The sequence below is a fragment of the Companilactobacillus sp. genome (genome assembly GCF_022484265.1).
Taxonomy (GTDB): Bacteria; Bacillota; Bacilli; order Lactobacillales; family Lactobacillaceae; genus Companilactobacillus.
The window spans coordinates 2,422,344-2,449,343 of record NZ_JAKVLR010000001.1 but is presented as its reverse complement, the minus strand read 5'-3'; the positions used below and the strand labels follow the sequence as shown (position 1 = coordinate 2,449,343).

Genomic DNA, 27,000 nt, shown 5'->3' with positions numbered 1-27,000 from the left:
GTATTAGATCCTTTTTAGAACAAAAATAATCAATCCTCTCGGATTGATTATTCTGAATCGGGAAAACAAGATTTGAACTTGCGACCCCCACGTCCCGAACGTGGTGCTCTACCAAGCTGAGCTACTTCCCGTTTTATTACACAGCAAATTACTGTCATATATAATGTTATTACTCTTAAGTTATTTTCTCCAGTTAAAACAAAAAGAGTTATGAGAAATATCTAACTTCTCATAACTCTTTGAATGAAGCGGAAGACGGGATTCGAACCCGCGACCCCCACCATGGCAAGGTGATGTTCTACCACTGAACTACTTCCGCAAAATGCCGACTAGAAGATTCGAACTTCCGACCCCCTGTTTACAAGACAGATGCTCTGCCAACTGAGCTAAGTCGGCAACATTTTGCATTACCATTTATTTTAATACAATACGGGTGAAAGGACTTGAACCTTCATGTCCATTGGACACTAGAACCTAAATCTAGCGCGTCTGCCAATTCCGCCACACCCGCAAAACTATGAAACCATTAAGCATTAATTGCTTAATGGAGGATACAGGGATCGAACCTGTGACCTCCTGCTTGTAAGGCAGATGCTCTCCCAGCTGAGCTAATCCTCCATGTCTTGCGAAACAACTATATTAGTATACCTAATAGTTTAAATGATTGTCAACGTAAAAAAGCAAATTTTTTGAAGATATTTTCAAAGGACTCTAAACTAAGCCAATCCAGCAAAAAAGCCATGACTCAACGTCATGGCTTAATATTTATTCTTCGTTTTCTTTATTGTCTTCTGGTCTCATTGTTGGGAACAAGATCACGTCACGAATTGAAGGTGCGTCTGTTAATAACATAACTAGACGATCAACACCAATTCCTAGTCCACCAGTTGGTGGCATACCATATTCAAGTGCTTCAACGAAGTCATCATCGATATGTTCGGCTTCATCGTTTCCTTGTTCACGCTCTTCAGCTTGTGCTTCAAAACGTTGTTTTTGATCAATTGGGTCATTTAGCTCGGTAAAGGCATTACCAAATTCATGACCTAAAATGTAGCATTCAAAACGATCTGTGAATTCTGGATTATCCTTTGACTTCTTAGCCAATGGAGAAACTTCTAGTGGATATTCATAAACAAATGTTGGTTCTTTTAAAGTATCTTCAACAAACTCATCAAAGAACGCAGCAATGATATGCCCTACTCCCCAGAATTGTTCATAATGAACGCCCTTCTCATCAGCAAGCTTACGTGCTTGTTCAAGATCCATGTCTTGACTAAAGTCAACGCCAGTTTGTTCCTTAATAGCATCAACCATCTTGATACGTTTGAAAGGCTTGCTTAAATCAACTTCTTCACCTTGATAAGTGAATTTTTGAGTTCCTAAAGCTTTATCAGCAGCATGTCTAAAGATTCCTTCAACTTCTTTCATTACATCAGTCATATCCCAGTAAGCAGCATATGTTTCAAGAGAAGTATATTCAGGGTTGTGTTGAGTATCCAATCCTTCATTTCTAAAGGCACGACCAATTTCGTATACTCGTTCGAATCCACCAACGACCAAACGTTTTAATGGTAATTCCAACGCAATACGTAAATACATTTCCATATTTAAAGCATTGTGATGCGTGATGAATGGACGGGCACTAGCACCACCAGCTTGAGTATTTAAGACTGGTGTTTCAACCGACATAAATCCCTCGCCATCCAAATATTCACGAATAGCAGCAATGATCTTAGTACGTTTTTTGAAACGGTCAAAACTATCTGGATTGGCGATCAAGTCCAAATATCTTTGACGATAAATTTGTTCAACATTTGTTAAACCATGATACTTATCAGGTAATGGACGCAATGATTTAGCCAACATTGTAATGTGAGTGGCCTTGACAGTTAATTCACCCATATCAGTTTTCATGATCTCACCATGAATACCTAGATGATCACCAATATCGGCGCGTTTGAAGATATGATAGTTTTCTTCGCCGACTTCATCCTTACGAACGTAAATTTGGATCTTACCAGAACGGTCTCTAATATCCGCAAAACCAACTTTACCCTTACCACGTTTAGTCATCATACGACCGGCAATCACTACAGGTAGATCTTGTTCTTCAAGAGTCTCCTTGTCTTCATCGCCATACTTGTCGTGGATTTCTTGGGCAAGCATTGTTCTTTCAAAACGTGAACCGAATGGATCAACGCCTTCATCATATAATTCTTGTAATTTTTCGCGACGAACTCTAAGTTGGTCGTTCATTTGTCTTTCTTCGCCAGTTGGCTTTTTACGATTGCTCAAATTTTCTTCCCCTTTTCCTACGAAACTCTACTTGATCTAGCTTCGCGTTTTTCGTAGTCTTCGACGAAACGATCCAGAATATCAAATACTTCTTGCATAGTATCTACTTCCATCACTTGTGCACGCGTACGTACAGCATGTGGGATACCTTTGAGATAATAAGCTGCTTGTTGACGGAATTCTGGAACGCCGACTTTCTCACCCTTTAAGTCTACCAGACGTTCGAGCTGAATTTTAGCAGTATTTATTTTTTCTCGTGGTTCTGGCTCTGGAAGTAACTCACCTGTTTCAAGGTAATGCTCCATAGCATTTAGTTTCCACAAGTTACCAAGTACAGCACGACCGACCATTGCGGCATCTGCCCCAACTTCCTCGATCATGTATTTAGCATCCTGAGGAGTCTTGATGTCGCCATTTCCCATAAAAGGAATAGTCAACTTTTGTGCAACTTCATGCAAAATATCCCAGTCTGCTTTGCCTTGATAAAATTGGGCTTTTGTCCGACCGTGCATGGCGATTGCGGATGCACCACCCTCTTGAGCAGCTAAAGCATTTTCAACGGCATAGATATGGTCGCTGTCCCAACCAGTTCTCATTTTAACTGTTAATGGTTTATCTATAGCTGATGTGATTGCTTTGACAACTTGATAAATCTTATCAGGGTCTAGTAACCATCTGGAACCTGCATCTTCTTTAGTGACCTTTTTGACTGGACATCCCATGTTGATATCGATAATATCCGCATTAGTATTTTCAGCAACGTATTGAGCAGCTTGAACCAAGTTCTCTTGGTCCCCGCCAAAAAGTTGAATGCTTACTGGATGCTCATGTGGATCAACTGATAACATGCCAAGCGTCTTTTTATTACGGAATTGAATTCCTTTATCACTGACCATTTCGCAAACCACCATACCTGCACCGAATTCACGTGCGGTAAGTCGAAATGATTTGTTCGTGATCCCTGCCATAGGTGCGACAACGATCTGATTAGGAATTGTGACATTACCTATTTTCCATTCCATCATTTGTACCTCTAATTTTTTCAATTACAACTTGTCATGATATCAAAAATTATCTTTGGTTGGCAAATATCATTGATTTTTTTCAACGAGAATTTTCTTTAAATCTGCTTCAGAAAATTCGTACTTGTTATTACAGAACTTGCAAACTGCCTCTGCACCGTGATTTTCATCAATCATTGCTTGGATTTCTGAGTCTCTTAGTGTAGCCAAAGATTTTGAAAAACGTTCTTTGGAACAATCGCACTTAAACTGGATATCTAGCGAATCAAGAATCTTCATCTCGATACCATGCATCAACTTATCCATGATTTCTTCTGATGTGAGTCCCTCATTCATCAGTTCAGAAATGTTAGGAACGACCTTCAGGTTATTTTCGATTGTCGTGATATCATCATCGTTTGCTCCAGGCAACGTTTGAATCAAAAATCCACCAGCTTTCCCGACGGTTTCATTAGGGTGAACAAAAACTGAAACACCAACTGCAGATGGTATTTGTTCTGACTGAGCCATGTAATAAGCGAAATCATCGCCAATTTCACCTGACACCAATGGTGTCTGACCAGTAAATGGCTCTTTTAAATGTTGGTCTTTAGTAATGCTTAAAGTACCTTTTGTACCAACTGCACCGCGAACATCGATATGGTGCTTGTCATTTAACGGTAAACTTACATGAGGATTTTGAATGTATCCTTTAGTTTCTCCTTGTGCATTAGCATCAACGACGATCGCACCAGCTGGACCATCGCCTACGATTCTAGTTGTTAAATCTTCATCATCTTTTAAGGTTGATGTTGCTACTAAGATCGAACCAATCATTGTTCTACCTAAGGCAGCAGTTGAATTAGTCCATGTATCGTGACGCTTTTGAGCTTCCGCAATAGTGTCGGTTGCATCAATCACATAAACACGAAATTTACCATTGTTAGAAACAGCCTTTAATAATTTATCTGCCATTGCATTAACCTCCATAAGAAAAGCGACTCTCATCGAGTCGCTTTCGTTTAATCTTTATTATTATCGTTGTTGTCATCTTTTTCAGATGGAAATTCAATTTTGTTTGGATCGTCATCTGAATCATCTGACTTTTGATTATCTGAATCATTTGAAACATCATCTGGCTTTTCAACATCGGAAGTTCCTGAACCGTTATCTGAACCTGAGTCATCTGAGTTATTAGAATCATCATGATCATTTGCTTGATCTTCAGACTTTTGTTTAGCAGCATCTTTTGCTTCAGCAGCACGTTTAGCTTGTTCAAATGTTGCAGCACTTTCACTTGGGAATTGTTCGTTCTTATCGTTAGCTGGCATCTTACCAGTATTGAATAAGCTAAGAATTTCTTTTTCATCAAGTGTTTCATATTTCAAGAGTGCTTCAGCAATCAATTTATGTTGATCACGGTGGCTTTCGATAATTTCTCGAGCTTGTTCATGAGCTTCATCAATAATACGTTTAACTTCTTGATCAATTGCTTTAGCAGTATCTTGTGAATATGTAGGTTCTGCACGGTAACCACCTGAACCAACAGGTTGTCCATCTTTTTCAAGTTGAACAGTACCAAGTCGATCAGTCATACCGTATTCAGTAACCATTGTTCTGGCAATATTAGTAGCTTGCTCAAAGTCATTTGAGGCTCCGGATGATTGTTGTCCAAAGATAATTTCTTCGGCTGTACGACCACCTAGCAAACCAGTAATTTGTTCAGTTAATTCTTTCTTCGTAACTAAGTTTTGATCGTCCTTAGGAAGCATGATAGCATAACCGCCGGCACGTCCACGAGGTACGATAGTAACTTTTCTAACAACACGTGAGTCATTAAGTACCAAACCGATCAATGCGTGTCCAGCTTCGTGGTAGGCAACCATGTGACGTTCCTTATCAGAAATAACACGGTTCTTCTTAGCAGGACCAGCAATAACACGATCTTCAGCTTCATCGATATCTGAAGAATCGATCTTAGTCTTATGACGTCTTGCTGCAACTAAGGCAGCTTCGTTAAGCAAGTTTTCAAGGTCAGCACCAACGAAACCAGGAGTTTGTTGAGCAATAACCTTCAAATCAACATCGTCTGTAAAGGTCTTGTTCTTAGAATGAACTTTAAGAATTGCTTCACGGCCTTTAACATCAGGACGTCCAACCAAGATCTTACGGTCAAAACGACCTGGACGAAGTAACGCAGGATCAAGAACATCGGAACGGTTAGTAGCAGCCATAACGATAACACCTTCGTTACCTGTAAAACCATCCATCTCAATCAATAATTGGTTAAGAGTTTGTTCACGTTCGTCGTTACCGCCACCAGTACCAGCGCCACGTTGACGACCAACGGCATCAATTTCATCAATGAAGATGATTGAAGGAGCATCTTTTTTGGCGTTTTCGAATAAATCACGAACACGAGATGCACCAACACCAACGAACATTTCAACGAAATCAGAACCAGAGATTGAATAGAATGGAACCTTAGCTTCACCAGCAACAGCTTTAGCTAGTAAAGTTTTACCAGTACCAGGAGGTCCTTCTAGAAGCACACCAGATGGTATTCTAGCACCAAGTGAAACATACTTACGTGGATCTTTTAAGAAATCAACAACTTCAACAAGTTCTTGTTTCTCTTCTTCAGCACCAGCAACATCTGAGAAACGAACTTTGTTCTTCTTAGGATCCTCGGGTTTAACCTTAGATTTCCCAAAGCTCATTACTCGGTTGGCACCGCCACCGCCTTGTCCACCTCGGCCCATTAGGGCAAAGAATACGAAGAAGATAAGTACTAGTGGTACAACAAAGGAAATAATCAAATATACCCACTGACTAGATTGAGACTTAGCAGCTGCTGTAGTCTTAACGTCTTTAGCCATAGCGGCATTATTAATTTGTTTCAAAGTATCATTGTTAGGTAACACGGTAGAAGTAAATTGAGTTACTTTTGAACTCGAAGAACTATTACGACCCAACAACGAAACACGGGTAGTATTTGAAGTTTGAGCTTTCTTGTAATTACCAGTTACTTGGTAAGCTCCTCCGATTGGCTCAATTTTGAAACTCTTCACCTTGCCTTGTTTTAATTGCGTAATGAATTGGTCTTGGCTAAGTGTCTTTGATTGATCAGTTGACTGACCGCCCGCAAACCAACTTGCTGCAAGTACCAATACCACAAATAGCAAGATATAAAACAGGCTATTATTAATTAGCCTATTTCGATTATTTTTCATATGTTTCCTCCTAAGACTTAGACGTTACATATTGTAACATTAGTGGATATTAACACAATAATAATTGTACTTCTAATTTGCTATTTTGAAGAATAAATTTCTGGTTTTAAGACTCCAACATATGGAAGATTACGATATCTCTCGTTGTAATCCATACCATAGCCAACAACGAACTCATCTGGAATCTTAACACCATTATAATCAACATGAACATGTTTGATACGACGAGATGGTTTATCTAAAAAAGATACGATTCTAATCGACTTAGCATGACGAGTGTTAAACAATTCGATCAGTCGATCCAAAGTATATCCAGTGTCGATAATATCTTCAACAATAACAACATCGCGGTCACGTAAAGAAGTATCGAGATCTTTAATGATTTTAACGTCTCCAGTCGATACAGTATTTTCGCCACCGTAACTTGAAACATCCATGAAGTCATATTCTAGCGGAATGTCGATGTTTTTGATCAAATCCATCATAAACATGGCTGCACCACGTAGGATACATACGAATAGTGGATTCTTACCAGCATAATCTTCTGAAAGCTGTTTGCCCAATCTTTGATTTGCATCAGCAATTTCTTTTTCAGATACCAAAACTCTTTGTATGTCGGAATTCATTACTTTACCTCTTTGAAAGTGATTTTATAGAAAACAGTGTTCTTTTTTAAATAGTCCCCTATATTATATATTTTTTCAACCCAAACAATCTCATTATCGAATATTAATATCGGCAAATTTCTTCTTTTATCTTCGGGTATCTTTTCATTAATAAATCTTTTGCTGAGTTTTTGATGCTTTGAATTATTGATCAACAACTTGTCGCCATTTTTTCTCGTTCGCAAAACGATTTGTTTGGGCCTATGCGAAAAAGCAATTGTTGCTGTATCCGCTGTGGCAGGCTCTAATTTAAAAATTCGGCCATTGACCCGATATTCTTTGCCAATCTCGACCGGCAAATCAAAGCCTGAGTATTGCTGAATCTTCTTCAAGTAGAACTTCGTATAAGCCCGTTCAAAATTCCAGCCGTTTTCCAAATTAACCTCTGTATTGGGCTTTTGCCCCGTTACAATCGTGATAATTTGTTGAATCTGTCGATTGCTAATTGAAAGTTTTGGAAATTTGTTAGTGAACATTCTTCCCCAAAACAAAGTTTGTTGGCTATCGTCAAGTTGACTTAATGGAATTAATTCTCCAGAAAGCTGATCAGGTTGATATTGTAATTGCATTGCATCTTCAATCTGCGAAAACTGCGTGTCGGCTAATTTGATCAAAGCATTTAATTGACTCTCAAATAAATTAAAATGTTTCAGCAATTGTCCATTTTCTTTTTGTAATTGGGGAAAAATATCATTTCTCAAGCGATTACGCATTGTAATATTTTCAAAATTGGTCTCATCTTGAATATGTTTTAATTGACGCTCATCACTGTATTCTCTTAACTCAGATTTGGAATATTCAAGTAAAGGACGTAGAAGTTGTCCCACTGAAAAATCACGTCTTTTTTTGAGACTGGTTACTTCATAAACGTTTCCCGAACGAATCAGTTTCATCAAAACATTTTCTGACAAATCATTGGCATGATGTGCCGTCAATAAGGTATCAAAATTCTGCTCCTGCATGATTCTTTGAAAAAAATTATATCTGAATTCTCTAGCAGCTGCTTCCATCCCTAACCCATCAGAATCGTGATTCCATTTTGCGGTATAAAAAGCTATGCTCTGCTTTTGACAGTATTGTTGGACAAATTCAACTTCTGACCTACTTTCGGGTCGTAAATCATGATCGACGTTGACAACTGCCAGATCAGCTTTGTTCCAAATTCTCAGAAGGATATCCGTTAAAACCATCGAATCGATCCCACCAGATACCGCAATCAGGACTCGTTTTGCCTGATTGGCTTTTAAAAACTTTTTGACTGAACTGACCATGTTTACTTCATGTGTCATTATTGCTCCTAATTAAAAAGGTTGGAACAAATGTCCCAACCCCTATTTATAATTATCCGCGACGACCTCCACGGCCTCCACGTTTACCTTCTGTATTCTTACGAATTGTACTTAATCTTTCTTCACTTTGTTTCATAAATCCAGACATCATATCGTCAAAACTTTCAACGTGATGTTGTGGTTGATGCTGTTGACGTGGCTTTCTTTCATGATGACGAGGTTTAGGCTTGTCAGATGCTTGTTTAATTGAAAGAGCTATCTTGCCGTCCTTATCATTTAATACTAGCACCTTGACCGTGTCCCCGACTTTTAAAACGTCATGTATATCCTTGACGTAACTATCAGCAATCTCACTGATATGAACCATTCCGCTCTGGTTATCGCCGAGATCAACAAATGCTCCAAAATTAGTAATGCCGGTAACTTTACCTTCTGTTTTGGATCCTACTTCAACTGTCATCTAAATAAAAAATTCCCTTTCCCTATTTTTGTACCGCCGTGTCGTTAACAGGTAGATTATAGACTTGTTCGCCTGGCTTAGTGTACATATATTTATCCCGAACGTATTTTTCTAAATAATTGGTATCTTGTAACTGATTGAGTTGAATTTTCAAATCCTTTTCAGTTGACTTTTGTTTTGCCAACTTAGATTGATTGACTTCAACTTGTTGATTTATTTGAGAATAAGATCTTTGTGAAAATAATATCTGTGACCCAAAAAATAAGATCACGACAGCAAACAATGCACCGATAAAAATCAATCTTCTCTGATGCACCTTAGCAACATAGTCAGCTTGTCTTTGATTCGACTTGGACACTGAATCCTGCTTGGGACTAAGGACCGAGACGTTTGAATGTGCTATATTTCGTAACTCCATGCCATATTTCCCCCGTAAAAAATCAATACATTGAGTATACCAACTTTGCAAGGGAATTTGTTAAAATTTTATATTTTTTAAACTTTGGTTAAGAAATTAGCTAGTTTATTTCTTCGTACAAATCAGCTGATTCATTTTTCTTGGTAGTTTCTTTGGTATTTAGAACGCGAACTTTCATAGTTCTTTCACCAAAGTGAAGCTCGATCGTGTCTCCCACCTCAACATTAGTTGAAGATTTTGCAACTCGATCATTGACTAAAGCACGGCCGTTGTCGGTAAATTCTTTAGCGACTGTCCGACGCTTGATAATCCGACTGACTTTTAAAAATTTATCTAATCTCATAGTTATTCCTCTACTTTTATAAACTTAGTTATTTTTGCACCGAGCGGCAAGATCTCCCATTCGGATTTTTTCAATATTTTCAAATGCGCAATCAGGAATACGAATATTAAGATCCCTACTGGTATCAAGATCAAATTGATCAAAACTGAAGTACCACGAGTCAATTCAATAAAATGCAATGTAAATTGTTCTAATGCTCTGACTGAAAGTGCCATGATCAAACCTGAACTTAGACTTTTGACCATAAAATCCCAACTGAGACTTAAAAATTCTAAATCTCGTCGATAAATCAGGATCAATCCTATTAAGATAACAATTTCACTTCCGACTGTCGCTAAGGCAGCTCCTGAAATATGAAATCTTGGTATCAAGATTATGTTCAAGCCGATTTTGATTATTAATGAAAAAATAAAAATCAATAGCTTGGCAAAATTTTTGCTAGCATCCCCACTAGTAACTGCAATCAACAAATTAATTGTTGAAACAAAGAAAATCGAACACATATAAATTGCCAATGCGACTGAGCCAGTGGAATCTGTAAAGAGCATCGTGTTGACATCCGGCATCAGAGCAATCAACCCGGCTGTTTCAGCAATTGCTAAAACAATGCAAACCCTGACCATTGAATTGATCAATGATTTATTTTTCTCAGATTGTTGACCCTGCCTTAGTTGCGGCATGATAGTCGAAATAAACGACAAGGAAATCACGATTCCCAGCTGGATCAACGGCTGAGCCCGATCAAATACACCTTTCATGATCTCCGCTTGATTTAATGGCATCCCGCTGCGCATCAATAATCGCAGCATGCTAAACGAATCAATGAACTGGTAAAAAATCGTTATCCCGGTAAAAAATATTATCAGGATGATCTCTAATCCAAGTCCTTTTTCCAGTTTTACATTGACAGAATTAGTCTTCTGGAAGAAATTTCGTTCCTTTTTAAAAAAGGTAAACAGTAAAACTACAACCGCAACAATTCCTCCAAAAAACGATCCGCTATTTGCTAAGGCACCCATCTGATACAAGTTGATAGTGCTTTTGCTAAACATCACCGCTGCCACAATTATCAAGACAATTCGAATAAATTGCTCCAAAACTTGCGAGATAGCACTTGGTTCCATGATCAGATCACTTTGAAAGAGTCCTCTCAAACTAGCCTCAAATGGAACTAGTAAAAACGCAAGACTGACTGTCCTGATCTCTAAATATAAGCTTGGATCACCCATGAATGACGCAATATATCTTGACGCACCCCACAAAACTGCGGTCGCTCCGATAGATATCGCCAATAAAATTACAAACGTTAATTTTAATAATCTATTCTTGGCAGCATCATTTTCTTGTTGCGCAAATGTTTTAGACAACACTACTGGCAGCCCAGTCAATGCTAAAACGGAAAAAATCCCATAGATTGGATAGACTTGCTGATAAATAAAATATCCTCGATCTCCAACGATATTTTGTAAGGGAATCCGATAAACAGCACTTAAGAATTCAGAGAACAATGAAGCAATCGTTAAGACCCAAGTGCCACGAACTGCTCTAGAAACGGTTTCTCTCTTCATTACTTCTTATCTTTAGCTTTCTTTTTCTTGAGTTCATTAAACTTAATAGCCATCTTTTCAGCAAAAATTTGTAGTTGGCTAAACCACTGATCTTTAGCAACGCTGCCTGAATCTAACGTAATCACAAATGAGTCGTTATTGTTTTTGACAGTTGCCTTCATAGTGGTGTTCTCTAAAAATTTGAAAACCAAATCTCCTGTTAAATAATCTGTAGCTTTCTTTGAAAAAGTAATTGCTATCATACCATTTTTCATCATGACTTTTTGGACTAGCGCTTCGTCAAAGTTAGCCTTTAATAAACTGACGTCTAATAAGTTAGCGACTTCGATTGGATACTTCCCAAAACGGTCGATCAACTCAGAACGAACCTCTTGATAGTTCTCAACTGAATCGATCTGACGAATACGTTTGTAAAGTTCGACTTTTTGACGCTCGTCAGTAATGTAATCTGCAGGAAGATAAGCATCGATTTCCAAATTAAGCTCTGAATTAGTTTTTTCAGCACGAGTGTGACCACGTTTTCTAGCCACAGCATCATTCAGCATTTGCGTATATAAATCAAATCCGACTGAATCAATAAATCCATGCTGCTGTTTTCCTAGTAAATTACCAGCTCCACGAATAGATAAATCACGCATGGCAATCTTAAAACCAGAACCTAACTCAGTAAAGTTCTTGATGGCTTCTAGTCGTTTTTCACCAACTTCAGTCAAGACCTTATTAGGACGATACATTAAGTAAGCATACGCCACACGGCTGGAACGTCCGACTCGACCACGAATTTGATAAAGCTGTGATAATCCGTACCGGTCGGCATTTTCAACGATCAAGGTATTGGTGTTTGGCATATCCACACCAGTTTCAATGATAGTCGTTGTGACGAGGACATCATATTCGCCATTCAAATAATCGGCAATCACGCCTTCCATTTGCGTTTCATTCATTCGACCATGAGCAGTCGCAATTCTAGCTTCTGGAACTAAGGCTTGAATCTGGTTAGCAGTCTGTTCCATATCCTCAACACGGTTGTGCAAGTAGAACACTTGCCCGCCACGTTCCATTTCACGCTTGATGGCACTAGCTACCACGTCAAAATTTTGTTCCATGACGTAAGTTTGAACTGGATAACGATTGCTAGGCGCCGTTTCGATCAATGACAAATCACGAACTCCGAGCATCGACATATTCAAGGTTCTCGGAATTGGCGTTGCGGTTAATGTCAAGACATCAACATTTGCCTTTAATTCCTTGATCTTTTCCTTATGCTTAACGCCGAATCGTTGTTCCTCATCAATGATCAGTAACCCAACGTCTTTGAACTTAACATCCTTAGACAAAAGTCGATGGGTACCGACAACGATATCTACCTCGCCGGTCTCTAATTTTTCAATTATTTCTTTACTTTGCTTACGAGTCTGGAAACGTGACAAGACGGCAATATTTACTGGGAAACCTTCAAAACGTTCCTTCATAGTTTCGTAATGCTGCTGAGCTAAAAGTGTCGTCGGTGCTAAAAATGCAACTTGCTTGCCACCTTCGACTGCCTTAAAGGCCGCTCTTAATGCAACTTCAGTTTTACCAAAGCCAACGTCACCAACTAACAGTCGGTCCATTGGGTGAGCTTTTTCCATATCGCGTTTGATTTCATCGACCGAACGCAATTGATCTGGTGTCTCTGGGTATGGGAAGGCATTGTCGAAGTCATGCTGCATTTGGTCGTCCTTTGGAAATGGGTAGCCCTTTTCGGATTCACGCTTAGCATATAAGTCGATCAAGTCGTCAGCAATATCTTCAATACTAGATTGGACCTTGCTCTTAGTCTTAGCCCACTCTTTACCGCCAAGTTTATTGATCTTCGGCGACTTACCTTCTGACGAAACGTACTTTTGTACCATATCCAGTTGAGATACTGGAATGAACAAACGGCCGTCGTCACGATACTCGATTGTGATGTAGTCTTGGTGCTTACCGTCAACTTCCATCGTCTTCATGCCAATAAACTTACCAATACCATGATTGACGTGGACAACATAGTCGCCTGGCTTTAATTCTGAATAGCTCTTTAAACGTTCAGCGTTAGCCAACGTTTGATGGCGACGACGTTTAGGCTGCTTGTTGAATAATTCTTTTTCAGTGATCACAGCCACTTTTTCTTCAGACATTTCAAAACCTAATCCCAAAGTAGCGTTCATGATCTGCGTACGTTCCGGCAAGATCTTGTCAGCAGTAGTTAATGAAGCTTTGATTCCAAAATCAACTAAGGTATTGCTGATAGCTTGGATTCTCTTTTCGTTGCTGATCAAGATCATGACAGTATATTTTTGTTTCTGCCATCTTTCTACTTCAGATTTTAATAAAGGCATCTGACTGAAAAATTGTTGCATCGAACGTACTGGTACATTGTGCAATTGGTTCAAGGTCATTCGACCCATTCCTTGTTGGAAAGTCGATAAATAAATCTCCGCATGTTCGTCATTTTTGACGATGTCTGAGAAATTCTGACGAATCTTTTGTTCAGGCAAGGCTTTGCCGTATTCCAACTGACTAGCTAGCCAATCTTGATTGTCAGCTTGATTATCGTTCGACTGTTCAACCAGACGGTTATATTCATTAAAAATCACGATATCATCGTCAGTTAAGTAATCGATCAAGCTCACTGGTTTCTCGATCATAAAATCAACGATCGAACCGAGATTATCTGGACGCATCCCTTCTGCTAAAGCATCAACGGTTTGTCCGAAGGTCACCTCAAGATTATTTTTAACATCTTTATCATCAGTATCTAATTGTTTGTCATAACTCTTTTGCAGCTTTTTAAGTCCGGCATCAGCTTGCTCTTGCGTGACGATACGGTCTTTGGCTGGCAAGATATTTATCTCTGATAACTCATTGATACTACGTTGAGTCTCAGTATCAAACGATTTGATTTTATCAACTTGATCGCCAAAAAATTCGATTCGGATCGGGTCATCGACATTTAGTGGATAAATATCGACAATATCACCACGAATCGCAAAGTCTCCAGGTTTAGCAACTAACTTTTCTTTGCTGTAACCCATTTGGACAAATGATGCATTCAAACTATTTAAGTCGTAATCTTCATTTTGTTTAATTTTTAGCTGAGAAGCTTCAAACAGCTCTTTAGCTGACAAAGCGTATTCGATCCCAGATGTCGATGTCACCAAAATACCGGGCTTGTCGTCGACTAAGAAACTCAAAGCATCTAGTCTTTGAGCTAATTCATCTGGTGAACTAGTAGCAATTTCAGTTGAGATAGCTTCTTCAACTGGAAAAAGATGTACTTGTTCCGAGTTAAGAAGATTGAGATCGTCATATAAACGATTAGCGTGGAAATTGGTATTTTCCACAATCATGATCTTCTGATTCTTTTTCTCTAATAGATCCAACGCAAAAAGGGAAATCGTCGATCCAGTTAGGCCTGTCAACATATTCTTAGTGTCAGGCTTAACGTTCTCTATAAATTCCCCGAGATTGAGCTTATTGGAAATGTACTTTAAAAAATCCACATTTGGCCCCCTTCCAGAAGGTACCTAATTATACTTATTCATTAATTGATCAAAACTTGCTCCATCGATCCAGTCTTCCACTGCCGCAGCAGCGTTGTCGATACCGTTAAAAGCGGCTGGAGCGTCATCTTTTGAAAATGGCGTCAAGACCCAGTTAACAACTGTCTGTCGTTGTGGGTGTTGAATACCAATTTTAATTCGTTTAAAGTCCTTCGTGCCTACAGCTGAGATTATACTCTTAATTCCGTTATGACCACCTGCAGAACCCTTGGATCGGAGTCTAATTTTTCCAATTGGCATATCAAGATCATCTTGAATCACCATGATCTCGTCATCTTGAATTTGGAAATAGCCTTTGATCATTCTGACAGCACGGCCTGAATCATTCATAAACGTTAGTGGTTTGACTAAAAAAACGGTCTCGGAACCAACTTTGAATTTGCAGTATTCTGCTTCAAAATCTTTTTTCATTTGAGTTTGATTATAACTATCCATTAATTTATCAATAGTCATAAAGCCCATATTATGCTTAGTCTTATCGTATTTTTTACCAGGATTGCCTAATCCGATGATGCATTTCACGTTAATTCCCCATTTCGAAGTCCAATTATATCATTTAAGATAAGAAAATTTTTCACTATTTTCGTATCGTTATTGTACATTATTGATGATTATTTGTATAATTAGCTCTGGAACATAATATTTTTTTTGAAGGGATGATATTTTATAATGACGACTCCAACAAATGAAAAGAATCATCAAAAAGTACTTTTAGTCGGTGACGGTGCTGTAGGTTCAACATACGCATACGCAATGACACTTCAAGGTATCGCTCAAGAACTAGTTATCTGCGATATTGCTAAGGATAAGATCAAGGGTGACGCAATGGATCTTGCTGATGCACTTCCATTCTCATATCCTAAGAACATCCATGCAGGTGAATACTCAGACGCTAAAGACGCTGACTTAGTAGTTATCACTGCAGGTGCACCACAAAAACCAGGTGAAACAAGACTTGACTTGGTTAACAAAAACTTGAACATCTTGAAGACAATCGTTGACCCAATCGTTGACTCAGGCTTCAATGGTATCTTCTTAGTTGCTGCTAACCCAGTTGATATCCTTACATATGCTACATGGAAACTATCAGGCTTCCCTAAGGAACGTGTAATTGGATCAGGTACATCACTAGATACAGCTAGACTACAAAAATTTGTCGGTGAAGCTGTTGGCGTTGACCCTCGTTCAGTTCATGGTTACATCTTAGGTGAACACGGTGATTCAGAATTTGCTGCATGGTCACATCTTACAATCGGTGGCGTAACAATGAACGAATGGATGGAACAACATCCAGAAATCACTCAAGAAACACTTGACGGAATCTACAAGAAAGTTGTTAACGCAGCTTACGACATTATCAATACTAAGGGTGCTACATTCTACGGTATCGGTACTGCACTTGCAAGAATCTCAAAAGCATTGCTTTCAGATGAAAACACTGTTCTTCCATTATCAAACATGATGACAGGTCAATATGGCGTTTCAGATATTTATATCGGTTCACCAGCTATTGTTAACCGTAAAGGTTTGAACCAAATCATCGAAGTACCATTGACAGATGAAGAATCAAAACAAATGCACAAATCAGCTGACGAATTAGCTAAGATCCTTAAAGACGGATTCGAAGCAACAGGAATCAAAGGTCGTCAATAATCCTTTTATAGCATTAATCTAAAGAACCCACTATGTGGGTTCTTTTTTTCTACTCAGACTTAGCGCAAAGCGCTTAGTCTGAGTAAACGGCAATGCGCGCAACGCAGTGGAGCCATCGGCGATTCCTATTAAAAGAAACTATGGTCAGAACATAAATCAGATAGGTGCACTGAAATTGCAGTCATATATATCTCAGACTTAGCGACAAGGTGCGTAGTCTGAGTAAACGGCGATGCGCACAACGCAGTGGAGCCATCGGCGATTCCTATTAAAAGAAAAAGGTGGTCATCTACTCAGATTTAGCGCAAGGCGCTTAGTCTGAGTAAACGGCGGAGCGTGGAGCAAAGCGGAGCCGACGGCGATTCCTATTGAAAAAGAACTATGGTTAGATCATAAATCAGACACAAATCGTACAAAGCAGTCCTACTTCGTCTGCATTTCAATGAACTACAAATATTCATCCCCACTATCCATGACCACGAACATAATCAATTTAGACCACTACGTTCCAGACAATAATCCGTTTTGAATCGTAGCCACCCTACCCCACTTTAGTTTTGGACCAAATTACTGTATTATAAGTACATTGAGTGCGGATGGAGAATGATATTATGTTAGTTAAAACACTAGTACTAAAGAAAGAAAAATTGACCACAGTTAAAGAAACGGTCACTCTTGAAGAAGCATTAAAAGTACTTGAAGACTCAGGTTTTCGATGCGTTCCGATCTTAGATGAAAGCGGACAAATATTTAGGGGAAATATTTATAAGATGCACATCTATCGTCACAAATCACGTGGCGGCGACATGAACTTACCAGTCACAACCTTGATGAAAAACGCTACTAAAACGATCAGCGTTGACTCACCATTTTTCAAAGTCTTCTTCAACATTAAAGACTTGCCTTACATTGCAGTCTTAGATGAATCAAACTTGTTCTACGGTATTTTGACCCATGCTAGATTGCTCAGCATGCTGTCAGATGCTTGGAACTTAGAGATCAGTAGCTACGTCCTAACTGTCAGTTCATCTGGAGACCGTGGCGACTTAGTTAAAATGTCTAAGATCATTTCTAAGTATGTTTCAATCGCTGCCTGTGTTACTTTGGATGCGAAGTCTAATGAAGTTGTTCGTAGAACTTTGTTCACCCTTCCTTCTGGCGTATCGATCGATACACTTAAATTGATCATCACTAAACTAGAACGCAAAGGCTTTGTAGTTTCAGAAATCGACGACCTCAAGTCAGGTAAGATTTTAGATAAATCAACCTTGTAAAAATATAATCGCAAATAAATAAGGTAGAAACCGATTGGTTTCTACCTTATTTTTGTCTATTTTCTGATTACATATCTGAAAGTTGGTCCATTTTGTTCAACCAACAATACTTCATGATTCCGATTTTTTGCATCAACCGGAATGTTGTTGATCGATTGTGGACAATCACTGATGATTTCAATAACTTCGCCATCTTTCATGTCATCGTAAGCATCGATCGTTGACATTGCTGGGAATGGACAAGGTTCGCCTTCCAAGTTTAAAAAGTAATCAATTGTGTAATCTGTCTTTGCGTTATTTGTTTCTTTCATGGTAGTGCCTCCTATTAAACCTGTTGTGCAGGTTGTTCATTACTGAGGTTTCCCTGCTCAACAGATTGTTTTTTATTAACTTTTCTGAAGTACCATTTTACATAAACGTACACGAGTCCAAGCATGACCAATAATCCTACATAAGTAATGATCAAGCCACCATATGGTCCGAAAGTCTTCAATAAGTTAACTTCTGGGCCATTGTAGGCTAGCACCGGCGCAACTTTGTCCCAAACTAAAACTAATAAAATTGAACCTAAAATGTTACCAACACCAACTAGCATGTAATGTACTTGTCCTTCAACAGCACGGTACATCCAGCCAGTTTCACAACCACCAGCGATAACAATACCAACACCAAAGATGAATCCTCCGATAACGGTATTCCAGCCTGCCCAGTGAATAACCGCAGGTGTGCCATTTTGAATAAATGCAAAAGTACCAATTGTACTGATGATCATTCCGAGAATGATTGCAACGGTCATGTTTGAACGACCTGCTGTCCAAAGATCACGGAAAGCTGAAGTAAAGCAAACTTGGCCTTTTTCCAATAAGAAGCCAAAAGCTAAACCAAATACCAATACTAGTGGGAACAATGATTGCTTGTTATATTCCACAACGAATAAGAACAAGATTAATAAAGTGCTAATGATCAACAACCAATTATTTCTAGTTGAATTATCTTTTTCATGAATGTTATAAAGCGTGTTCTTGTGGACCTTTTTCAATTTGATTTTTGATTGAAATACTGGTTCCTTGATAATTCTAGTACCAACATAAGTTCCGATAATTGTAAAAATCGTAAAGAACCATGCGTGCAATGAAAACTGTGGGATTCCTGTAAAGAATGCTGCTAAATTGCATCCCATAGCCAATCTAGCACCAAATCCAGCCATGATACCGCCACCTAATGCTTGGAAAACTCTGGTTTTAGAAGTTGGTAGGCGGAATTTAACGTTATTTGAAATTAAAGCGGCGACAAAGGCACCGATGAACATCCCGATGATCATAACTCCATCAACACGATCAAGTGGTGTTCCTTGAAATTTGATCATTTTAAAGTAGGTAAACTTCGAAGTATCGATCCCCACGAAGTTCATTAAATGACCACCCCATCTAGTAAACTCCCCTGTGACTGCCCATTGCTTACTAGTTATTCCAAAAAAGTAAGCTGACAGAACACCCAAAATAGGAACCACGATCAACGGGTTCCAGGCTTTTCTCATCCGTTCCATAAAACTCTCCCCAATTTGTAATTTTTTTCACTAATCAATTATAGCAGATTTCAGTGTTCAATAAACCGTTTACAAATAATTTTTCATTATTTAGGACATACCCTAATTATTAAGTGATTCGAATTTTATTAATAAAAATCCAATACAGTGAATTCACCAATCACTTGATAAACATACAGTTAAAGCTCATTTCTGTTTAAATATGATAGACGTGTGTTATGGATTTAAAGACACTTTTCAAAAAAATTAAATCAGACAACAAAAAAAGCTTTTGAAAATATCATCGCTGAATTTCAAAAGCTTGTGAATTATTTCGAGATTTTATTTTGGACTTCATTCAAACTAACAATGATTTTGTCGAAGTCTGATTCGTCGATGGATCTAAGATCTAAATAAACTTTACCATGGCTGACACGGGTAATAATTGGTGTCGTTGCGTATTCCAGATAGCGATTCAATTTAGTCTCTGACGAGTCTGATTCCAAATCAATCAAATACGTTGGCAATTGGACATCAGGGAACGATCCCCCACCAACCATGGAAGTACCTTTCTCAATTGTGGCATGGAAGTCAGTATTTTTTTCAATCAAGTCTTGCAGGGTCTTGGCCTTTTGCAAAACTTGTTCTTCCTTCATTGTCAATTCACGCAATACTGGAACTTTGGTGATGGCTGATTCAGGGTCACGATATAGCTTCAATGTGGCAATCAGGGCGGACAAGGTCATCTTATCAACACGCAATGCACGCAATAGCTGATTGTGCTTCAACTTATCGATATATTCTTGTTTACCAGCGATAATACCGGCTTGTGGGCCACCTAAAAGCTTGTCGCCAGAAAACATTACTAGGTCACAGTCTTCAAGTTCTTCCTGGATCGTTGGTTCATGACCTAGTCCATATTTTTCAAGGTCAATCATTAAACCACTACCTAAATCGTTAACCAGTGGCAGGTGATACTTATGCGCTACGGTAGCTAACTCTTTGGATGTTGGCGTTTCTGAGAAACCGATCAATTTATAGTTACTAGTATGTACTCGTAAGATTCCACCAGTTTCTTCACTAATAGCATTTTCATAGTCTTTCAAGTGCGTCTTATTGGTAGTTCCTACTTCTTTCAAGATTCCACCAGTCGAAGTAATAATATCAGGAATTCTAAATGAACCACCGATTTCAACTAATTGACCACGTGAAATAATCAATTCCTTTTGATTGAACAACGAACTCAATACCAGCATCACGGCAGCAGCATTGTTGTTGACCACGATTGCGTCGTCTGCTCCAGTCAATTCGGAAACTAATTTTCCAACGTACTTATAGCGATCGCCACGTTGACCGATGGTGATATCGTATTCCAAATTAGTTGCGTGACTTGCAACGCTGTCGATGGCATCTTCAGCTTCCTTAGCTAATTTGGCACGTCCGAGATTGGTATGCAAGACTACACCTGTCGCATTGACAACAGGTTGCAATGCACTGACTCGACGATCAGCTAACATTTTATCAACCTTAGATTCAAAAAAGTTGTCAGCCAATTCATCGATATCACCAGCTAGAATAGCTTTACGAGTATCTTGAATAACTTGCTCGATCATCTCTTTGACTACTGATTGATCAACTTGCTGTTCCCAATTTTTGGCAATATCTGAATTTAGCAAATCATTCATTGAAGGTAATTTACGTAACATTGAACGTTGATCCATTAGACTTCCTCCTGACTTTCTTCGATCATCTTATCAATTGCACTCAGCAATGTTTTAACTTCTGCTTCGGTATTAAAACTTGATAGCGATAATCGTACGATGCCTTGTTCTACGGTTTTAAAGGTTTGGTGAACCTTTGGTGCACAGTGAGCTCCAGAGCGTGTGGCGATTTGATATTCATCCCAGAGCCATTGCCCAACGTCAGCTGAATTTACACCTTCTAAATTGAATGACACTACACCAGTCGTCTCGTAATTTCTAGGGGTATAAACCTTGATCTGAGGATACTTTTCCAATCCATCCTGGATCATATCCGTCAGGTGATTGACCTGAGCACGGATTTTGTCAGTACCATGTTCTAAGACATAATCAACACCTGCAGCTAATCCCGCAATACCTGGTACGTTGAGTGTTCCCGCTTCTAAATGCGTTGGATAATGTGCCGGCATGAGTGGATTAAATGATTCAATTCCTGTACCCCCACTCTTTAAAGGTTCAATTTCCAGCGGCTTGCGCAGACAAATACCACCTGTGCCTTGTGGGCCATACAAAGATTTATGACCAGTAAAACAAAGTGCATCAATCTGCATTTTTTGAATATCAATATCTTCAAAACCAGCCGTTTGAGCAGCATCAACTACGAACAGCAAGTCATGTTTTTGACAAAACTCGCTGATCTCTTTGACTGGTAAAACATAGCCGGTCACATTTGAGGCGTGAGTACAAACAATCATTTTGGTATTATCCTGTAGCAATTGATCTAACTGCTCGATCATCAAGCGACCTGTTTTGGGATCAAATGGCAAAAAGCTGACTTCCACCTGATTATTCTCATGCAATTGATTCAAGGGACGGATCACTGAATTATGCTCGTAGTTAGTCGAAATCACGTGGTCTCCAGCATGCAACAAACCTTTCAAAACAGTGTTCAAACTTTCTGTAGCATTGTTAGTAAACGTGACCAAGTCCGTTGATGGCACGTTAAAAAGCTGTTTAATTTGGTTTCTAGCGTGATTGACCATGTCGCTGGCATTGACACTAAAATCAGACGAATCACGTCCAGGATTACCGTACGTACCCGTGCTGAGAGTCTTATAGACAGTCTCACCAACAGACTTTGGCTTAATGGCCGTGGTTGCAGAATTGTCAAAATAAATCATTTATTTCACCCCTTAGCTAATACCCGCATATTTTCTTTACGACGAGTTACTCCCTGTTTATCCATGTATTCCAGGATCAACATGCCGTACTTACGACTGGCTCCAGTTAAGTCTCTAAACTCAGCAATCGTCATTGTTTGATTCTTCTTCAAGTAATTGACTACCTGTTGAGTAACGTCGTCAAAAGCCGATTTGAGCATGACATTTTTTTCGCCTAACCGCACTGTTACGTGACCTTCAAGCGACTTGAAAACTTCTTGCTTGTTCTTATCGTTACCGACAATATCGTCATCGCTTGGTGGCATCAATGGGTCTTTTTTCAAGGTTGCGATGATCTCATCATAGGCTGCTTGTTGATACTTATTTAACTTAACGTGGAAATTAGCATCCGCAACAATAAAGCCTTTGATCCGGATCAATTTTTCGGAAACCATCTTTTCGAGGATGCGTTCCATTGTTTTACCATCGACAACTGTACGGAATTTTGCTATTAATTCTTCTTTATTCATTCCGTTTTCTAGACGATGGCTCTTGTGGTAAACACCAAGAGTTTCCAAAATATCTTTCTTGAAATTAGCTAGTCGATCATTGCTTACGACTAACTTACCGTACTTAGTGACCTCGTTTTCATCGGTCAAGGTTTGGACGATCGCCTTGGCATCATCAACTGAAATATTCAAATAGTCTGCCAATCCGTCGATCGTAGCCCCTAGTTCTGACTGATTCATTAAAAAGTCGAGTGCAATTTGTTCTTGATTTCCAGAGGCTTTAACGGAAAGCTGTTCCAAAACGTCATCGTTGTAGCGACGATGCTTTTTAGGATTAGGATCCAGTACAGTTCCGCCACCGATCAAGACCATTGGTGAATATGAGCGAATGATATAGCGATCGCCTTTTTTGACAGCGACTGGTTTTTCCAATCTTAATTGCAAGTAATTATCTTTAGTTGCATCAATCGTTTCTTCTCCCAAAGGAACGACTCTAGCGATGATCTCTTCAGCACCTAGATAAACCCGGACACGGCTCCACAAATCAACTAGATGTGCATTTTTATCTGGCAAGATCCTAAAGTCAACATCGAGCATCGAAGTTGGTTGAATATTTCCTGGCAAGGTCAGTACATCCCCACGTCTGATCTCTTCAGTCTTCAAGTTGGCTAGATTGACGGCAGTTCTAGTTCCTGGCATTGCCTTGTCAACATCTTCGTCATGTACTTGGATATTTCTGATCTTAGTTGTCTTGCCGCTAGGAAAGGCTTCAAGCGTCATCCCTTTAGTCAGTTCGCCTTCTAGCAACGTTCCGGTAATGATCGTTCCAAATCCCTTAATAGAAAATGAACGATCAACGTTGATTCGAGGAATACCGTTATATTTCGGTTTCTTGATCGAATCAACTTTTTTATCCATGATTTCGATCAAATTCTTCATACCGGTGCCACTAATAGCGTCAACTGGTACGATTGGTGCTTCGATATCGTGTTTTTTCAAAAAATCTTTCACGTCTTCTGTAACTAATTCGCGGATATCGTCGTCGACTGTGTCGATCTTACTGAGCACGACAATGTAATTATCGATGCCTAATAACGACATGATCTCAACGTGTTCCTTAGTTTGTGGCATAATTCCTTCAGCAGCGTCGACCACTAGTAAAACTAAATCAATCCCACTTAAACCGGCAATCATATTTTTTAAGAATCGCTCATGTCCTGGAACATCAACGATTCCCACTTGTTCATGATTCGGTAAATCGAAAAAAGCGAAGCCTAAGTTAATCGTTAAGCCACGCTTTTTTTCAGCTTCCATGGTATCAGTATCGATTCCAGTGAGAGCTTTGATTAAAGTAGTTTTACCATGATCCACATGTCCGGCCGTCGCAATAATAATTTGATCTTGACCTACTGTTTCCATGATATCCTCCTATTGATCAATCGCATAAGTGCTTTTAACACCAACGCGAGTCCCCTTGTAAATCTTTTGATAGTCTAATCCCTTATCAGACAGTAATTTCAAAATGTCAGCCTTTTTTTCATAGTTGAATCTAACGCTCATCCCGCAACCGGCTGAAATACTACCAGGGGTTGAAATAATACTTGTAGTGTATTCAGGATATTGTCGCAACAATTCCTTGATCTCAATTGCCTCGTGAGTGGTGTTAAATGTCATTAATCCAAAAATTTGTGCCATTTCAATTACCTCTAGTCTGGTCTAACGATTCTGTTTTGCTTGCGCATCATTTCAACAATGTTGAACATGTTAGTGACTTCTCCAACTGCAATCTTATCCTTGAGGTTGAAGTAATCGATACATGCACCACAACCATAGATCTTTACGCCAGCTTCTTGTAAAGCTTTCAAGTCAGTCAAATAATCTGAACCTTCTTGAAGAAGCTTAACACCACCGTTGTAGCAAATGATCTTGTCAGGCAAGACATCTTGTTCTGTTAATGAATAAACAAAACCGTGTAGTAAGTTTTGACCTAATTGTTCATCGCCATGTCCCATGACATCAGTATTGATAACTACGATATAGGACTCGCCTTGTTCGTTAAAACCAGCTTTTGCTGAATCTGGTTGATCTGATTCGGCAGTCTTTTTCAAAGTGACTGTCCATTCGCTAGGACCGTTTTCAACAACTTTATAGTCGTATTTCTTTTGTTGAGCTAATTTCTTTAAATTTTCTGGAGCCATATCGTCATTAACTTTAATTTCGATTTCTGACTCTTCTTTTAAAGCCTTTTTAGCCATAATAATTGGTGCAGGACATACCTTGTCTAATGCATTTACTGTCTTCAAAATGTTTCCCCCTATTTAACAATGATTTCGTGATCTTGTTTTTCAGTAACTCGACCGATTCGAGCACTCTTTAGATCCAATGTATTTAATTTCTCCAAAACTTCGTCAGTATATTTAGGATCAATACTAAATAACAAACCACCAGAAGTTTGGGGATCATATAAGACTTCTTCAAGGGCCATATCGTCGAATGTAAAGTCGACCTTGTCCTCAAGGAATTTACGATTACGTTGACCGCCACCAGTTACCAATAGTTCTTCTGCACACTCGTATGCAGATGGCAAAATTGGTACGCTAGTCGAGTCAATTTCAGCGGAATACTTGTCATCCAAAAATTCATTTAAGTGACCTAGTAAACCAAATCCGGTTATATCAGTACATGCTGTAACTGGATAATTTCTGATAATTTCTGATGCATACTTGTTCAAAGTTGACATACTATTAACGGCTGCATTAAATGCGTCTTCACTAACAGATTCATAACTGTAGGCTGTCGTGATAATACCAACGCCTAGTGGCTTGGTCAAAATCAAGTCGTCGCCTAATTGACAAGTATCGTTTCTCCAAATTTTCTTTGGATCAACGATTCCATTAACTGAAAGACCATACTTTGGTCTTTGATCTTGGATCGAGTGACCTCCTGCTAAGAAACCACCTGATTCAGTAACTTTCTCTAATCCACCTTGTAAAATCTTCTTTAAAATATTTGGATTCATTTCTTCAGGGAAACCAACAATATTTAAAGCAGAAACGACTGAGCCACCCATGGCCCAAACGTCACTCAATGCATTAGCTGCAGCAATTTTACCAAATAGATAGGGATCGCTAACCATGGTTGGGAAGAAATCAATTGTTTGAATAATTGCTGTATCGTCGTTGATCTTGATAATTGCGGCATCATCAGTCGTATCAAAATCAACCATTACATCAGGCTGTTTATCTTGGTGGAGATCTTTGAGAATATCTTCGAGCCTACCTGGCCCTAATTTGGAGCTTCAACCACCACATACGATTAATTTTTCATCAGCTGAACTCATAATTTCATCCCCTTTTTAAAAATTAGCAATCCTAAACTGCTCTATTTAGTTTCTGAACTAGTTTCAGAATTTTGTTGAGCTTGTTTGACTGTTTCGTTCTTTTGTTTGATACCTTGATATAACATTTGGAAACCGGTAAATGTTACAACAACAATGATCAACCATGTCAAGACGTTCAAGTCTAAACTCTTAACGAATAGAACTGCTATTACTACACCTACAATACCACCAATGGTGATACCAATACTAGCGTTCCTGTTATAGTTACCAGTCTTAATGAATTCGTAGGCTGCAACGGGCATTAGAACGGCACATGAGGTCATCATGATTGGAAAGGCAACTGCAGGACTCATGCCTAGCATATATACCAAAGCCATACATGGAGCATACAAACCAACACCAGCAGTCATCAAGGCACCTAAGATAAAGTTACCAACAAGTGCAATAACTAAGCTTGTTCCGTGAAGACCGATAGCAGTGTTTCCAGCACCTAAAGCACTCAAAACGCCAAGTTGTGAAAGTAGCATCAATACGGCAGTAATAACTAGAGCAATACCCATAACGATACGAACGATTTTTTCATTAAATTTAGTCATTACTTTTGAACCGATAAATGATCCGACAGCAGCAGCAACAACCATTGAGATCAAGGTTGTTCCTTCAACTTTAATTGTGTTAGTGAACAAGAAAGCTTCTGCGATAACTGGAATTGAACAAGCAACTGTTAATGTTCCAGGAATCAATTTATCTGACTTCAAATATTTCGTTAGCTTCAACAACATTGTCGTTGGAGCATAGCTTCCGATACCTAAAGCATCGAAGAAGTTAGTAATAAATCCGATTCCGGCAGCTTTAGGAATGCTTCCGTCATTTTCGTGACGGTGCTTGTAGATATCTCTACCAAAAAGGATTACTACGTAAATCAATAAAATAGCTAAGATTGTTTGAATAATGCGTAATATCATAATAAGTTTCCTCCC

The 27,000-nt window shown here is 38.9% G+C and carries 22 protein-coding genes, 5 tRNA genes and 1 pseudogene; 2 read left to right on the top strand and 26 right to left on the bottom strand.

What is annotated here, in order from left to right:
- Positions 1-57: 57 nt before the first annotated feature.
- The 17 genes from LKF16_RS11660 to pth all read right to left on the bottom strand — a co-directional run bounded on the left by LKF16_RS11660 (position 58) and on the right by pth (position 15,381).
- A tRNA-Pro gene (locus tag LKF16_RS11660) sits at positions 58-131 on the bottom strand.
- Between the two features lie 116 nt (positions 132-247).
- Positions 248-319 (bottom strand) — tRNA-Gly (locus tag LKF16_RS11655).
- Positions 320-323: 4 nt separating this feature from the next.
- Positions 324-396, bottom strand: a tRNA-Thr gene (locus LKF16_RS11650).
- 32 nt (positions 397-428) lie between these two features.
- A tRNA-Leu gene (locus tag LKF16_RS11645) sits at positions 429-511 on the bottom strand.
- 34 nt (positions 512-545) lie between these two features.
- Positions 546-618 (bottom strand) — tRNA-Val (locus LKF16_RS11640).
- Positions 619-765: 147 nt separating this feature from the next.
- Entirely contained in the window at positions 766-2,256 is a 1,491-nt protein-coding gene (gene lysS, locus LKF16_RS11635) for a lysine--tRNA ligase (protein ID WP_291471723.1), read from the bottom strand.
- A gap of 56 nt (positions 2,257-2,312) precedes the next feature.
- Positions 2,313-3,317: a tRNA dihydrouridine synthase DusB gene (gene dusB / locus LKF16_RS11630; RefSeq protein WP_291471294.1), complete on the bottom strand. Its 1,005-nt coding sequence runs from the start codon at positions 3,315-3,317 to the stop codon at positions 2,313-2,315.
- 69 nt (positions 3,318-3,386) lie between these two features.
- Positions 3,387-4,271 carry an Hsp33 family molecular chaperone HslO gene (hslO, locus tag LKF16_RS11625; protein WP_291471295.1) on the bottom strand — a complete coding sequence of 295 codons (885 nt, stop codon included), beginning with the start codon at positions 4,269-4,271 and terminating at the stop codon, positions 3,387-3,389.
- Between the two features lie 47 nt (positions 4,272-4,318).
- On the bottom strand, positions 4,319-6,529 hold the full coding sequence (ftsH, locus tag LKF16_RS11620; RefSeq protein WP_291471296.1) for an ATP-dependent zinc metalloprotease FtsH: 2,211 nt from the start codon (positions 6,527-6,529) through the stop codon (positions 4,319-4,321).
- 80 nt (positions 6,530-6,609) lie between these two features.
- Positions 6,610-7,155 carry a hypoxanthine phosphoribosyltransferase gene (gene hpt, locus LKF16_RS11615; protein WP_291471297.1) on the bottom strand — a complete coding sequence of 182 codons (546 nt, stop codon included), beginning with the start codon at positions 7,153-7,155 and terminating at the stop codon, positions 6,610-6,612.
- Positions 7,155-8,483 (bottom strand): tRNA lysidine(34) synthetase TilS, encoded by a 1,329-nt coding sequence (tilS, locus tag LKF16_RS11610; protein ID WP_291471298.1) that lies wholly within the window; start codon positions 8,481-8,483, stop codon positions 7,155-7,157. Before tilS ends, hpt begins: the two co-directional genes overlap by 1 nt.
- A gap of 52 nt (positions 8,484-8,535) precedes the next feature.
- Positions 8,536-8,943 (bottom strand): S1 domain-containing RNA-binding protein, encoded by a 408-nt coding sequence (locus tag LKF16_RS11605; protein ID WP_291471299.1) that lies wholly within the window; start codon positions 8,941-8,943, stop codon positions 8,536-8,538.
- A 22-nt stretch (positions 8,944-8,965) separates the two neighbouring features.
- On the bottom strand, positions 8,966-9,361 hold the full coding sequence (locus LKF16_RS11600; protein ID WP_291471300.1) for an FtsB family cell division protein: 396 nt from the start codon (positions 9,359-9,361) through the stop codon (positions 8,966-8,968).
- A 100-nt stretch (positions 9,362-9,461) separates the two neighbouring features.
- Complete coding sequence (locus LKF16_RS11595; RefSeq protein WP_291471301.1) at positions 9,462-9,704, bottom strand: RNA-binding S4 domain-containing protein; 243 nt, start codon at positions 9,702-9,704, stop codon at positions 9,462-9,464.
- 2 nt (positions 9,705-9,706) lie between these two features.
- Positions 9,707-11,272, bottom strand: coding sequence for a putative polysaccharide biosynthesis protein (locus LKF16_RS11590; protein WP_291471302.1), 1,566 nt, complete (start codon positions 11,270-11,272; stop codon positions 9,707-9,709).
- Positions 11,272-14,799, bottom strand: coding sequence for a transcription-repair coupling factor (gene mfd / locus LKF16_RS11585; RefSeq protein WP_291471304.1), 3,528 nt, complete (start codon positions 14,797-14,799; stop codon positions 11,272-11,274). The genes LKF16_RS11590 and mfd overlap by 1 nt, the downstream gene beginning before the upstream one ends.
- A 24-nt stretch (positions 14,800-14,823) precedes the next feature.
- Positions 14,824-15,381 carry an aminoacyl-tRNA hydrolase gene (gene pth, locus LKF16_RS11580; RefSeq protein ID WP_291471306.1) on the bottom strand — a complete coding sequence of 186 codons (558 nt, stop codon included), beginning with the start codon at positions 15,379-15,381 and terminating at the stop codon, positions 14,824-14,826.
- 147 nt (positions 15,382-15,528) lie between these two features.
- Between pth and LKF16_RS11575 the strand changes: the two genes are divergently transcribed.
- Together LKF16_RS11575 and cbpA are read left to right on the top strand one after the other, a co-directional pair.
- Entirely contained in the window at positions 15,529-16,512 is a 984-nt protein-coding gene (locus LKF16_RS11575) for an L-lactate dehydrogenase (RefSeq protein WP_291471308.1), read from the top strand.
- 611 nt (positions 16,513-17,123) lie between these two features.
- A complete protein-coding gene (cbpA, locus tag LKF16_RS11570; RefSeq protein ID WP_291471310.1) occupies positions 17,124-17,786 on the top strand; it encodes a cyclic di-AMP binding protein CbpA in 663 nt (220 codons plus the stop codon).
- Positions 17,787-17,842: 56 nt separating this feature from the next.
- On the opposite strand, the gene yedF (LKF16_RS11565) is transcribed toward cbpA, so the two are convergent.
- From yedF (LKF16_RS11565) to LKF16_RS11525, 9 genes and pseudogenes are all read right to left on the bottom strand, one after another.
- Positions 17,843-18,097 (bottom strand): sulfurtransferase-like selenium metabolism protein YedF, encoded by a 255-nt coding sequence (yedF, locus tag LKF16_RS11565; RefSeq protein ID WP_291471313.1) that lies wholly within the window; start codon positions 18,095-18,097, stop codon positions 17,843-17,845.
- A gap of 14 nt (positions 18,098-18,111) precedes the next feature.
- Positions 18,112-19,332, bottom strand: coding sequence for a selenium metabolism membrane protein YedE/FdhT (yedE, locus tag LKF16_RS11560; protein WP_291471315.1), 1,221 nt, complete (start codon positions 19,330-19,332; stop codon positions 18,112-18,114).
- Between the two features lie 308 nt (positions 19,333-19,640).
- Positions 19,641-21,032 (bottom strand): L-seryl-tRNA(Sec) selenium transferase, encoded by a 1,392-nt coding sequence (selA, locus tag LKF16_RS11555; RefSeq protein WP_291471316.1) that lies wholly within the window; start codon positions 21,030-21,032, stop codon positions 19,641-19,643.
- Entirely contained in the window at positions 21,032-22,192 is a 1,161-nt protein-coding gene (locus LKF16_RS11550; RefSeq protein ID WP_291471318.1) for an aminotransferase class V-fold PLP-dependent enzyme, read from the bottom strand. Before LKF16_RS11550 ends, selA begins: the two co-directional genes overlap by 1 nt.
- Positions 22,193-22,197: 5 nt before the next feature.
- Positions 22,198-24,099, bottom strand: coding sequence for a selenocysteine-specific translation elongation factor (gene selB / locus LKF16_RS11545; protein ID WP_291471320.1), 1,902 nt, complete (start codon positions 24,097-24,099; stop codon positions 22,198-22,200).
- Positions 24,100-24,108: 9 nt separating this feature from the next.
- Positions 24,109-24,375, bottom strand: coding sequence for a DUF3343 domain-containing protein (locus LKF16_RS11540; RefSeq protein ID WP_291471322.1), 267 nt, complete (start codon positions 24,373-24,375; stop codon positions 24,109-24,111).
- Positions 24,376-24,386: 11 nt separating this feature from the next.
- Positions 24,387-24,983: a sulfurtransferase-like selenium metabolism protein YedF gene (gene yedF / locus LKF16_RS11535; RefSeq protein ID WP_291471323.1), complete on the bottom strand. Its 597-nt coding sequence runs from the start codon at positions 24,981-24,983 to the stop codon at positions 24,387-24,389.
- 11 nt (positions 24,984-24,994) lie between these two features.
- A pseudogene (selD, locus tag LKF16_RS11530) lies at positions 24,995-25,963 on the bottom strand (selenide, water dikinase SelD); the annotation flags it as partial.
- Positions 25,964-26,061: 98 nt separating this feature from the next.
- Complete coding sequence (locus LKF16_RS11525) at positions 26,062-26,985, bottom strand: sulfite exporter TauE/SafE family protein (protein ID WP_291471326.1); 924 nt, start codon at positions 26,983-26,985, stop codon at positions 26,062-26,064.
- Between the last annotated feature and the right edge of the window lie 15 nt (positions 26,986-27,000).

Bases quoted from the DNA above. Each gene is read 5' to 3' on its own strand.
- dusB (WP_291471294.1), bottom strand. From the start codon at position 3,317: ATGGAATGGAAAATAGGTAATGTCACAATTCCTAATCAGATCGTTGTC.
- LKF16_RS11575 (WP_291471308.1), top strand. From the start codon at position 15,529: ATGACGACTCCAACAAATGAAAAGAATCATCAAAAAGTACTTTTAGTC.
- selB (WP_291471320.1), bottom strand. From the start codon at position 24,099: ATGGAAACAGTAGGTCAAGATCAAATTATTATTGCGACGGCCGGACAT.
- LKF16_RS11595 (WP_291471301.1), bottom strand. From the start codon at position 9,704: ATGAGATTAGATAAATTTTTAAAAGTCAGTCGGATTATCAAGCGTCGG.
- hpt (WP_291471297.1), bottom strand. From the start codon at position 7,155: ATGAATTCCGACATACAAAGAGTTTTGGTATCTGAAAAAGAAATTGCT.
- tilS (WP_291471298.1), bottom strand. From the start codon at position 8,483: ATGACACATGAAGTAAACATGGTCAGTTCAGTCAAAAAGTTTTTAAAA.
- hslO (WP_291471295.1), bottom strand. From the start codon at position 4,271: ATGGCAGATAAATTATTAAAGGCTGTTTCTAACAATGGTAAATTTCGT.
- LKF16_RS11550 (WP_291471318.1), bottom strand. From the start codon at position 22,192: ATGATTTATTTTGACAATTCTGCAACCACGGCCATTAAGCCAAAGTCT.
- LKF16_RS11525 (WP_291471326.1), bottom strand. From the start codon at position 26,985: ATGATATTACGCATTATTCAAACAATCTTAGCTATTTTATTGATTTAC.
- LKF16_RS11540 (WP_291471322.1), bottom strand. From the start codon at position 24,375: ATGGCACAAATTTTTGGATTAATGACATTTAACACCACTCACGAGGCA.
- yedF (WP_291471313.1), bottom strand. From the start codon at position 18,097: ATGAAAGAAACAAATAACGCAAAGACAGATTACACAATTGATTACTTT.
- selA (WP_291471316.1), bottom strand. From the start codon at position 21,032: ATGGATCAACGTTCAATGTTACGTAAATTACCTTCAATGAATGATTTG.
- cbpA (WP_291471310.1), top strand. From the start codon at position 17,124: ATGTTAGTTAAAACACTAGTACTAAAGAAAGAAAAATTGACCACAGTT.
- LKF16_RS11590 (WP_291471302.1), bottom strand. From the start codon at position 11,272: ATGAAGAGAGAAACCGTTTCTAGAGCAGTTCGTGGCACTTGGGTCTTA.
- yedE (WP_291471315.1), bottom strand. From the start codon at position 19,332: ATGGAACGGATGAGAAAAGCCTGGAACCCGTTGATCGTGGTTCCTATT.
- LKF16_RS11605 (WP_291471299.1), bottom strand. From the start codon at position 8,943: ATGACAGTTGAAGTAGGATCCAAAACAGAAGGTAAAGTTACCGGCATT.
- lysS (WP_291471723.1), bottom strand. From the start codon at position 2,256: ATGAACGACCAACTTAGAGTTCGTCGCGAAAAATTACAAGAATTATAT.
- LKF16_RS11600 (WP_291471300.1), bottom strand. From the start codon at position 9,361: ATGGAGTTACGAAATATAGCACATTCAAACGTCTCGGTCCTTAGTCCC.
- ftsH (WP_291471296.1), bottom strand. From the start codon at position 6,529: ATGAAAAATAATCGAAATAGGCTAATTAATAATAGCCTGTTTTATATC.